The organism is Mycobacterium innocens, assembly GCF_900566055.1.
In the GTDB taxonomy this organism is placed as follows: domain Bacteria; phylum Actinomycetota; class Actinomycetes; order Mycobacteriales; family Mycobacteriaceae; genus Mycobacterium; species Mycobacterium innocens.
Window position 1 is genome coordinate 1 of record NZ_UPHQ01000174.1, and the last position, 10,187, is coordinate 10,187.

Annotated in this window: 10 protein-coding genes and 2 pseudogenes; 9 read left to right on the top strand and 3 right to left on the bottom strand. The window is 63.4% G+C overall.

The window, feature by feature from the left end; translation table 11 throughout:
* The 4 genes and pseudogenes from EET03_RS17340 to EET03_RS17355 all read left to right on the top strand — a co-directional run.
* Positions 1–107 (top strand): annotated as a pseudogene (locus tag EET03_RS17340) (IS982 family transposase); the annotation flags it as partial.
* A 114-nt stretch (positions 108–221) separates the two neighbouring features.
* Positions 222–1,214: an ATP-binding response regulator gene (locus EET03_RS17345; protein WP_167470655.1), complete on the top strand. Its 993-nt coding sequence runs from the start codon at positions 222–224 to the stop codon at positions 1,212–1,214.
* Positions 1,215–1,419: 205 nt separating this feature from the next.
* On the top strand, positions 1,420–1,791 hold the full coding sequence (locus EET03_RS17350; protein ID WP_208649079.1) for a DoxX family protein: 372 nt from the start codon (positions 1,420–1,422) through the stop codon (positions 1,789–1,791).
* Between the two features lie 11 nt (positions 1,792–1,802).
* Positions 1,803–1,982, top strand: a complete 180-nt coding sequence (locus EET03_RS17355; protein WP_082274499.1) for a nuclear transport factor 2 family protein — start codon at positions 1,803–1,805, stop codon at positions 1,980–1,982.
* A 232-nt stretch (positions 1,983–2,214) separates the two neighbouring features.
* Here EET03_RS17355 and EET03_RS17365 read toward each other — a convergent pair whose 3' ends face one another.
* Both EET03_RS17365 and EET03_RS17370 read right to left on the bottom strand, forming a co-directional pair.
* Positions 2,215–2,865 carry a class I SAM-dependent methyltransferase gene (locus tag EET03_RS17365; RefSeq protein WP_075541626.1) on the bottom strand — a complete coding sequence of 217 codons (651 nt, stop codon included), beginning with the start codon at positions 2,863–2,865 and terminating at the stop codon, positions 2,215–2,217.
* Positions 2,862–3,794 carry an SAM-dependent methyltransferase gene (locus EET03_RS17370; RefSeq protein WP_075541627.1) on the bottom strand — a complete coding sequence of 311 codons (933 nt, stop codon included), beginning with the start codon at positions 3,792–3,794 and terminating at the stop codon, positions 2,862–2,864. The genes EET03_RS17365 and EET03_RS17370 overlap by 4 nt, the downstream gene beginning before the upstream one ends.
* Before the next feature lie 185 nt (positions 3,795–3,979).
* Here EET03_RS17370 and EET03_RS17375 point away from each other — a divergent pair, with 185 nt between their 5' ends.
* Positions 3,980–4,684, top strand: a complete 705-nt coding sequence (locus EET03_RS17375; RefSeq protein WP_082274501.1) for a DUF4190 domain-containing protein — start codon at positions 3,980–3,982, stop codon at positions 4,682–4,684.
* Positions 4,685–4,730: 46 nt separating this feature from the next.
* On the opposite strand, the gene EET03_RS17380 is transcribed toward EET03_RS17375, so the two are convergent.
* The gene (locus EET03_RS17380) at positions 4,731–5,222 is read right to left on the bottom strand and encodes a DUF4349 domain-containing protein (protein WP_244232418.1); all 492 of its coding nucleotides are present in this window, start codon (positions 5,220–5,222) and stop codon (positions 4,731–4,733) included.
* Between the two features lie 483 nt (positions 5,223–5,705).
* Here EET03_RS17380 and EET03_RS17385 point away from each other — a divergent pair.
* The 4 genes and pseudogenes from EET03_RS17385 to EET03_RS17400 form a co-directional block, all read left to right on the top strand.
* A pseudogene (locus EET03_RS17385) lies at positions 5,706–7,443 on the top strand (type I restriction-modification system subunit M).
* Entirely contained in the window at positions 7,443–9,038 is a 1,596-nt protein-coding gene (locus EET03_RS17390) for a nucleotidyltransferase domain-containing protein (RefSeq protein ID WP_122508798.1), read from the top strand. Before EET03_RS17385 ends, EET03_RS17390 begins: the two are co-directional and overlap by 1 nt.
* Positions 9,028–9,423, top strand: coding sequence for a HepT-like ribonuclease domain-containing protein (locus EET03_RS17395; protein ID WP_075541629.1), 396 nt, complete (start codon positions 9,028–9,030; stop codon positions 9,421–9,423). Before EET03_RS17390 ends, EET03_RS17395 begins: the two co-directional genes overlap by 11 nt.
* A 104-nt stretch (positions 9,424–9,527) precedes the next feature.
* Positions 9,528–10,187 (top strand): type I restriction endonuclease (locus tag EET03_RS17400; RefSeq protein WP_244232419.1); only part of this gene is annotated, 660 nt, incomplete at its 3' end.

Sequence of the window (10,187 nt, forward strand, 5' to 3'; positions counted from 1 at the left end):
TCTACGCCCGCGTCGCCCAGCGCCTCCTCGCCCTTGCCGCTGTGATCTGGCACAACTGGAAGATCAACAGCCCAGTCAAGAGGTCACTGATCGCCTACGACCACTGACCAAGGTTGGGAATTACTCATCTAGACGCCGCCGGTGCGATCGCCGATATCACCGCTATCTCGACAGCGCTGCTCCAGCGCGAACCGGACCACGCAGACTCCAAACCTGTCATCGTGGTCATCGAAGACAACGTCGACCTCAATGCCTTTGTGTGCCAAGCACTATCGCCGCACTACCGAGTCAAGGCGGCGTTCGACGGGCGGTCCGGACTGGAGCTGGCCCGCGCGCACCGCCCGGACCTGATCGTGTGCGACATCATGATGCCGCAGCTCAGCGGCGACGAACTGCTGCATCAGGTGCGCGCCGACCCGACGTTGGCCAACACACCGGTGCTGATCCTCACCGCCCGCTCCGACGACCAATCCAGGCTGGCATTGCTACACGCCGGCGCGAACGAATATCTGTCCAAGCCATTCCAGCTGGGCGAGCTGCGAGCGCGGGTGGACAACCTGGTGAATCTGCGACTCGCCGAAGCGCACGCACGGACCTCACGAGTAGCGGCCGAGCGCGAACGCATCGCCCTGGAACTGCATCGCTCGTTGACTCAGCGGTTGTTTCTCATCAGTCTGCAACTCAGCGCAGTCTTGCCGCTGGCTCGAGTGCCGGCCGTCGCCGAACGCATCGGCGAGTCGGTCCGCGAACTCGACGCCGTCATCAACGACGTCCGCAACACCATCAACCAACTCGACATACCGACCGGCGACGAGACCAATTTTCGGCTGCGCATGTCGGATCTGCTCGGCGAAGTGACCGAAGCTCTGGACGCCAGATTCCAGGTTTTCTTCACCGGCCCGCTGGACACCATCGACAGAACCATCACGAGCGCGCTCTACGACGCGGTGCAGCAGCTGGTCACGGCGATTCTGCGGCATGCAATCGCCGACGAGATCATCTTGCAGGCCAGCTATGAGACCGACCTGGTGGTCACCGTGATCGAAAAATCCAGAACAGCCCCAAGTCCGACGGCGGCCACCGACCTAACGGCCCTACTCCCGCAGCAGCTTGCCGCGCGCGGTACACGACTGGACATGACCACGCCGGACACCGGCGAGACGGCGTGGACCTGGACGGTGCCGATGGCTATCACCCGGCGCGCGGACGACTGACCGAACCAGTGTTTGCCGGCGTCGACGGTGCGAAGCCGCGGCCGGCGTCGCCTTCTTGACTGCGGCAACCCATCGTCGCGCCAGCCTTTGGCGGTCCACCTTGCCGCGACAACGAGGCGTTGTGACCAAGGTCACCGCCTCGACGAGTCACATCGACGCCCCGTGACGTGTCTTCAAGGTGCACCACTATCGAGCGAGGAGGCTGGTGATAAATGCGTTTCTGTGGGCTTTGCACGTCGTGCTCGCCGCGATTTTCACCGCGTCAGGGCTGTTGAAGATCAGCCTGCCCAAGGACCGGCTCATCGCGCTTGGGCAAACCGGTATCGCACCGTTCCCGATGCCGGAGGTCCGCTTTGCAGCGCTGTGTGGGTTGCTCGGTGCGATCGGCATCCTGGTGCCCCGACCGCTGGGCGTCGCGGAATTTCTCACCCCGGTCGCCGCAGGCGGTTTCGCGGTCGTCATGGCGGGCACGATCGGTTCCCACGCCTACCTTCGGGAGCCGCGCAACGTCGCGTTGACCGCACTGATCCTCGTCGCCGCCGTCACGGTCGCCGTGGGCAACGCGCTGCCCCTGTAAAGGAGGTCGCCGTGCACGCGTTCCGCGCCGCTATCGAGTCAGGCGACGTCACCACCATCGGTGACCTGTTCACCCACGACGCCATCCTGCACAGTCCCATCGCGTACCGGCCCTACCGGGGCCGCCGCACCGTCGCGGCTGTTATCACCGCCGTCGCAAACGTCTTTGACGGTTTGCGCCACCGGGTATAGATGTGCGCCGATCGCAGCGGCGATCACGCCTTGGTCTTCACCGCCAATGTGGATGGCCTCGAGATCGAGGGTTGCGATGTCATCCATACCAGGCCCGACGGCTTGATCGACGAGATCACCGTCACGCTGCGGCCGTTACGGCAGTCGGCTTGTTCGCCGAGAAGATGCGCGCGGAGTCAGCGCGTGCGTGACAACGTCTTCGGGGTTTGCGGGCACCGCCCGTAGGGCGTTCTTATGTGGTCGCCGTTGGGCTCTTGGTGCCGACGGTGATCAGGTCTGACACGATCTTCGTCCAGACCGGCCGCCGGACCCGGTGCTGATCGCTCACGACGAACCCGGCGGCTTCGAACAGTGTCCACATCTCGGCCGGCGAGGCATTGTGCTGCGGCTTCCACCTGCCGGCCGAGGGTGCCTGCAGCAGCGGTTGGCGTGCGCTCAGGGCCGCAACGGCCACCAGCCCGCCGGGCGCCAGCACCCGATGGAATTCCCGCAACGCCGCAGGCTGATCGAAGAAGTGAAACGCCGAGGTCGTCACCACGGCGTCGAGTGCGCCATCGTCGAAGGGCAGTTGCTCGGCGGGGCCGCGTAACCAGTGCACTCGGTTGGATCTGGCGCGAGCCTGATTGAGCATGCCATCAGACATGTCGACGCCGTAGATCTCGTCGGGATCCAATTCGCGCTGCATACGGTCGCTGAGAATGCCAGTGCCGCAGGCGATATCAGCGATCTTGCGCGATCCGTGGGCGCGTAGTTGGGCAATCACCTCGTCGTGCGGCGGACGGTACACCCACTGCTGCAACACCGGCAGGTCGTAGGCCGGGGCCAGCAGGCTCCACATCCGGGTGACGACGCCGTTGAGCCCGCGACGACGCGCTTGCGTCATGCGCTCAGTACGGAGGTGTAGTAGATGGTGTCGGCCATCGACACCGAGTCGTTGGTTTGGGGGATCGCCGCAAGACCGTTGTCGGCCAACAGCTGGCTCATCCGGATACCGGCGGAGCGCCAGCCCAGGCGGTCAAGATAGCCGCCGACGTCGTTGCGCTCGCCCTCGTAGCCCAGATCGGCGAACTCGAGGTCGAAACCGTGTTCCCGCCACTTAGCAGTGGCCCGGCGCATCCTCTCCCGGGCTTTGTCGACGTCTAGCTGCGACATGTCCGGGACCGCCTCGCAGCCCAGCCGGCTGCCGTCGGCGCTGAGCGCAGTGATGTTGTCCAGCAAGCGATCCTGAGCAGCTGGCGGCAGATAACCGAAGAGCCCCTCGGCGATCCACGCGGTCGGCCGACTTCTGTCAAAACCCGTGTGCAGCAAGGCTTTCGGCCAATCGTGGCGCAGGTCGACGGCAACCGTGCGCAAAGCGGCCGTCGGGGCGGCTCCCAGCCCGGCCAGGGTGGCGGTCTTGAACCCGATCACCGCCGGCTGGTCGATCTCGAACACCGTCATATCGGCCGGCCATGCCAACCGGTAGGCGCGCGCATCCAGACCGGATGCCAGGATCACGGCCTGACGGATCCCGGCCTGCGTCGCGTCGTGGCAGAACGAGTCGAAGAAGCGAGTCCGTGCGGCCATCGCATCGGGCATGTGCTCGAGCTTCCAAGCGGACTCGTCGTCGTCGACGTCGGCAGCGACCAGGTCGCCGGTGGCCCACCGGGTGAAGAAATCCACGCCGACGGCACGGACCAACGGTTCGGCAAACCGGTCCTCGATCAAGGGATGCGGGGCCTTGGTGGCTATCGCCCGGGCTGCCGCCACCATCGTGGCCGTCGCCCCAACGCTGGTCGCCAAGTCCCAGGTGTCGTTGTCTGTGCGTGGCATATGCCTGCTCTCTCATTCTCGGACCAGCAGATACTTAGATAGTATAACGAAGCGCGGTTGCGCCTCCGACGCGGGGCGGGCGGCGACGCGCCTGGCGACAGCGGCGAAACCCGATCGGCTGCCCAATAGCGCGGATATTGTCGACGCCCCCCTTTGGTGGCGCAGGTGGTATTACGGTTGCCCTCATGACGTTTCAGCCGCCGCCATATCCGCCGCCTGGCCAGCCACCGGGGCCGGGCCCTTACCCACAACAACCCGGCTTCCCCGGCGGCTACCCGCAGCAGCCCGGTCAGTACGGCCAGGCCTATGGGCTGCCTCCGACGCCGCGGAGCACCAATGGCTTTGCGATCGCTTCGCTGATCTTCGGGATCCTCGGCGGTGTCCTGCTGAGTGTCATCTTCGGCATCATCGCGCTCAAACAGATCAAGACCCGCGGCCAGGGCGGGCGCGGCATGGCAATCGCCGGCCTGGTGCTGTCCACGCTGTGGACGTTACTCATCGGGGTCGCGATCATCGCTGCCGTCGTAACCAACGACGGTTCGGTGCGTGCAACCAGCCTCGCCGTCGGGGATTGCATCGAGTCGATCCCGGGTGACAATGCGCGGGTCACCATGCTCCCGAAAGTGTCATGCGCCAAACCACACGAGGGTGAGGTGTATGCGCAATTGCGGGTGACTGCAAGTAGTTTCCCCGGCCAGCCCACCCTGGAGAGCGACTATCGGGAGAGGTGCTTTTCGGCGTTCGCTGCTTATGCGCCCAATGCCGCAGACAGCGAGGACTTCGAAACTTATGTGCTGTATCCCACCCAGGCGACCTGGAGCCAGGGTGACCGCGACGTGGTGTGCATCGCCACCACCAAGGTGAAACGCACCGGGTCGATCAAGGGCTGAGTGTCGGGTCGTCGCACGAGCGGCCACCCACGGCTCGGGCGGGTGGTCACGAGCTTGTCGTCGGGCTGCTGGGCGCACCGGATGCTCGCGGGAATGACCAGCGGCGCAGCACCAAGACGACCGCCAACACCAGCACGGCCAGTACCGGCAACCACGGCAGCAGGAACCCGGCCGTCAGCATGATGCCGTAGCTCGCCGAGAGCACCGAGTGCCAGCCGCGGTCGAGTGCACCGAGGAAACCAACCCGGGTCACTGTCGGTTCGGCGGAGATGTTGACGTTGATCGTCGCGTAGGAAATCTGGTCGCCAAGTGTGGCGCGCTGGGCCCGCAGCGAGTCCAACTCGGCCTGTCGTTGGGTCAGCGACGACTCCGCGGCCAGCAGGTCAGCGGTGTTGTCCGCGCGGCGCTTCAGCTCCAGCAGCCGATTGACCGAGGTCTGTAATGCCTCAATGCGGGCGTCGAGGTCGACGCGCTGCGACGTGGTTGATCGACATCGACTACCGGGCCGGGCTCGGACCCGATGGCGCTGCACTGCCACGAGAATTCGCCACCGTGGTGCAAGCAGCCCTCGCTTTCGCCGATCGGCTCGCCGACGCGGCAACACCGACAACTGCGTGGAACTGTGCCACGCGGGTCTGGATCGACTGAGCGTCGATACTGGCTGGCCAGTCCGAGTCTACCTCCTGGCACCTACAGGCCGCGGTAATCCTCGAGATTGCTCACCGTCGCCCCTCAAAGGGGCTGTCGCCGTATCGTCTTCGCGTATGCAGTCGACGTAGGTGGACACCGTCAAGACATAGCTACTGTGCCCCAGCCACTTGGACACCCACCGCCAGAGGTCGCCAAAACCGCCGATGACGTGGGGCGGGCGGCGACCAACCGGGATTCGCAGACGGCCAGTCTCGACATGGCGCGGCCTCTACAGATCTCCGGGCAATGCACGGTGTGGCCAACCAAGCCACGGATCGGGTCTGGTGTAGTTAACGTTCTAGGTGACGCATCTGCGAAGGGGAGAACGCGTTTGAGCAAGCTGGGCAATTTCGTGTGGGGGATCGCCGATCAGCTCCGGGGCGTATATAAGCCGCACCAGTACGGCGGGGTAATCCTGCCGTTCACAATCCTGCGACGCCTAGACTGCGTCCTCGAACCCACTCGCGACGATGTCCGGGCGCTGGCCGCCAAGTACACCGGCGGAGCGCTGGATGTCCAGGTAAAACGCATGACCGGGCTCGGGTTCTACAACACCAGCGCCTTCGACTTCGCCCGTCTGCTTGAGGATCCCGAGGGTCTGCGGGCCAATTTGATGGACTACATCACGGGGTTCTCAGCCAACATCGACGTGTTCGAGCGGTTCAAGTTCGAAAACGAGCTGGCAACCCTGGACGAGAAGAACCGGCTGTACCTGGTGACGTCGAAGTTCGCCGAAGTCGACCTGCACCCGGATACGGTGCCCAACGCCGAAATGGGCGACCTCTTCGAGTACCTGATTTACAAATTCGCGGAGGCCTCCAACGAGGAAGCAGGTGAGCACTACACGCCGCGTGATGCGATCCGGCTCATGGTCGACCTGCTATTCGCCGAGGACAACAAGGCCCTCCTCGAGCCCGGCACCGTCCGCACGATTTACGACCCCACCGGCCGGCACCGGCGGCATGCTGTCGGTCGCCGAGGAGCGGCTGCTGGAACGCAATCCCGATGCCCGGCTGCGGTTGTATGGGCAGGAGATCAACGACCAGTCGTATGCAATCTGCAAGTCCGACATGATCGCCAAAGGGCAAGACGCCGGCAATATTCGGCTCGGCGACACCCTGGCCGACGACCACTTCTGGGACCGCACCTTCGACTTCTGCATGTCCAACCCGCCCTACGGTTTCGACTGGAAGGCGTCCCACGGGGCGGTCGAGAAGGAAGCGCTCGCCGCGGGTTCCCGCTTTTCGCATGGTCTTCCGTCCATCGGCGACGGCCAGATGCTGTTTCTATGCCACCTTGCGCACAAGATGCGGCCCACGCACGACGGTGGCGGCCGCGCCGGGATAGTTTTGAACGGCTCACCGCTGTACAATGGCGCCGCCGAATCCGGCCCGTCCAAGATCCGCCAGTGGCTGCTGGAATCGGACTTGGTCGAGGCGATCGTCGCGCTGCCGACGAACATGTTCTTCAACACCGGTATCGCCACCTACATCTGGATCCTGGATAACACGAAACGTTCTGAGCGCGTGGGCAAGATCCAACTGATCGACGCGACCTCGTTCTGGACGAAGATCCGCAAGAACCTCGGCGCGAAGAACCGCGAAGTCGATGCTAAGGCCCGCGACCGCATCCTGGCTCTCTATGACGCCTTCGACAAGGCCGACCCCGACTACTCGAAGGTGTTGATCGCCAATGACTTCGCCTACTGGACGATCATCGTCGAACGGCCGCTGCTCGACGACGACGGCAAGTCGGTGACCGACCGCAAAGGCAACCCGAAACCGGATGCGAAGAAGCGAGACACGGAGAACGTGCCATTCACCTACGGCGGCAACACCGCGGGTGACGCCGGCCGGGCAGCGACGATCAAGGCGTACTTCGAGGCCGAGGTCCACCCGCACGTCCCGGACGCCTGGGTCGATATCGCAAGAACCAAAGTCGGCTATGAGATTCCGTTCACCCGGCATTTCTACAAGTACATCCCGCCCAGGCCGCTCGCCGAGATCGACGCCGAACTGGAGAAGCAGGTCGCCATGATTCTGGACCTGTTGCGGGAGGTGGAGGGCTGATGGAGCTGGCTCGCTACCCCGCATACACGGCGTACGATCGCCCGACATTTGATGAACTTCCGGCTCACTGGGATGTCGTCCGCGGACGACATCTTGTCCGGATTCGCACGGGGAGCGGCGACACTGTCGACGCCGTTCCTAACGGTGCTTACCCGTTCTATGTTCGGTCAGACGCGCCGCTGAGGTCTGATCGTTGGGAGTTCGACACGACTGCTGTCCTCACCGCGGGTGACGGAGCGGGCGTGGCAAAGGTATTCCACCTGGTGTACGGCCGCTTCATGGCTCATCAACGGGTCTATGTGCTGGATGGGTTCGGGCGTGTGACGCCGAGATTTTTCTATTTCGCATTTAGTAGCGCATTCCATCTGATGGCTTTGGATGGTAGCGCCAGATCCACTGTCGATTCGGTTCGTCGAGCAATGATTGCGGACATGCCCTTCCCCGTTCCGCCTCTTGATGAGCAGTTAGCGATCACCGACTACCTCGACCGCGAGACGGCCCGCATCGACACCCTCATCGATGAGCAACAGCGCCTGATCGAGATGCTGCGCGAGCGACGCAATGCAACGGCGACCTCCGAACTAGGTGCACGAGTCGGAATCGGAGAGCGCTTGAAGTGGTGCCTGGTGGAACTCGACATTCGAGCCAGCGAAGTGTCAGCAGTTCTCCCCCTGATGTCCGTTTCGATCGATTGGGGCGTTCGTCGTCGGGATGAGGTGACGGGTGATGAAGCCCGCGCAGCTGACCTCTCCAACTACAAGGTCTGTAGACGAGGCGACCTTGTTATCAATCGCATGCGGGCGTTTCAGGAGGCGCTCGGACTCGCCCCGGAAGACGGGATCGTTAGCCCTGATTGTGCTGTACTGCGACCAGCACCCCAAATTGACGGCGAGTGGCTTGCAGCGGCGATGAAGACAGATCGGTTCGTCAGCGAGATGAGTAGCCGCATCAAGGGAATCGGCAGTGCAGACCTCGGATCCGCGCGCACACCGCGCATCAACATCCGCGATTTGTGCGATATCCGGCTGGATATCCCTGAGGCCGAGGTTCAGGCCAATGAAATCGGTCGGCTTCGGCGTGCGACTGAGGACATCGACACTCTGATCGCCGAGACTGAGCGCTTCATCGAACTTGCCCGCGAGCGCCGGTCGGCGCTCATCACTGCTGCTGTCACGGGTCAGATCGACGTGTCGGGAACCTGCCGCCTGATGCTCGCACTTCTGCGGACGTGGGCCACTGCCTTAAGCACGCCGGCGCGGGCGGTCAGGCAGAATATGCAGGTGGAGGTGATAGCGGTGCATGAGGTGGTCGAGTCGAAGCGGCATCAGATTCAGGAGTTATGCCGTCAGCTGTCAGTGCGCCGCTTGGACGTGTTCGGCTCCGCTGTCAGCGACTCGTTCGACATCGACACGAGTGATGTCGACGTCCTCGTCGAGTTCGAGGCAGGGCCAGATTTCGACCACTACTTCGCGCTCAAAGAAGGGCTCGAAAAAATCATCGGTCGACCGGTTGACGTGGTGACGCTTTCCGGCCTGGCGAACCCGTACTTCAAACAGCGCGTCATGCAGACGCGAGAACCGATCTATGCAGCCTGATCCTCGAAAGTACCTGTGGGACGCGCTGCGCGCCGCTGGCTTCCTGCGCCAATTTGCCGCCGGAAAGACATTTGCGGAATACCAGGGCGACGTCCTGCTGCGCTCGGCCGTCGAACGGCAATTCGAGATAGTCGGAGAGGCGCTGAGTCAGCTGGCGAAGAGCCACGCCAACATGGCGGCGCATGTTCCCGAACTGCCGCGGATCGTGGCCTTCCGAAACATCCTGATTCATGGATACGCGAACGTCGACGACGCCCCTGTGTGGCAGGTCCTGACAGACAAACTTCCCCAGTTAGAAACGGCGGTGCGGACATTGCTGGCCGACTCGCCAGGCGATCCCGAATCCATCGATATGAAGGCAACTCCAGAGGAGGCCGGGAGTTGAGTCGGGAATCTGAGGGCTTTCTCGAACTCGCAAAGGACTGCAACGCGGGCCCGGCCGCCTGCGCGATCACAGGCCAAATCGACGTGCAGGAAGTGTCCTGAAACATGGCTTTGCACAACGAGATCGAGTTCGAAAAGGAGTTTGCCGAGCACCTGGCGGCCCATGGCTGGCTCTACTCGCCCAACGACACCGGCTATGACCGCGAACGCGCCCTGTTCCCCGAAGACATCCTCGGCTGGCTAACCGACACCCAGCCCGAGCAGCTGGCGAAGGTCGTCAAGCCGGGCTCCGGCGACATCGCCAAGCAGCAGACGCACTTACTGGGCAGGATCGTGAAAGTCCTTGACACACCTCTGGACAACGGTGGCGGCACCCTCAACCTGCTCCGCAAGGGGTTCTCACACCTGGCGGCGAAGTTCCAGATGTGCGTCTTCAAGCCCGAATCGACACTCAACGAGAAACGCAACGCCGACTACGCAGCCGTGCGGGTGCGGGTCATGCGCCAGGCGCACTTCTCCACCGCCGATCAGCGCTCGGTGGACCTGGTGTTCTTCGTCAACGGACTGCCAGTCGCCACCGCGGAGCTGAAGACCGATTTCACTCAGAGCCTGTTCACAAACGGTTATGCTGCCTGCTCGATGGGCGCTGGCGGGCCGCTACGGGGGCGTCCCCATCTGGGATGTGGTGGTGCGCCTGATGTCGCCTGTTGGAGTTTGCGGGTCATGATTGTCACGGTGGCCCACAGCACCATGGCTTCGTGGTGC

Coding starts and splice junctions, on each gene's coding strand:
- EET03_RS17365 (WP_075541626.1), bottom strand. CDS start 2,865: ATGACGCAAGCGCGTCGTCGCGGGCTCAACGGCGTCGTCACCCGGATG.
- EET03_RS17370 (WP_075541627.1), bottom strand. CDS start 3,794: ATGCCACGCACAGACAACGACACCTGGGACTTGGCGACCAGCGTTGGG.
- EET03_RS17375 (WP_082274501.1), top strand. CDS start 3,980: ATGACGTTTCAGCCGCCGCCATATCCGCCGCCTGGCCAGCCACCGGGG.
- EET03_RS17390 (WP_122508798.1), top strand. CDS start 7,443: ATGGAGCTGGCTCGCTACCCCGCATACACGGCGTACGATCGCCCGACA.
- EET03_RS17395 (WP_075541629.1), top strand. CDS start 9,028: ATGCAGCCTGATCCTCGAAAGTACCTGTGGGACGCGCTGCGCGCCGCT.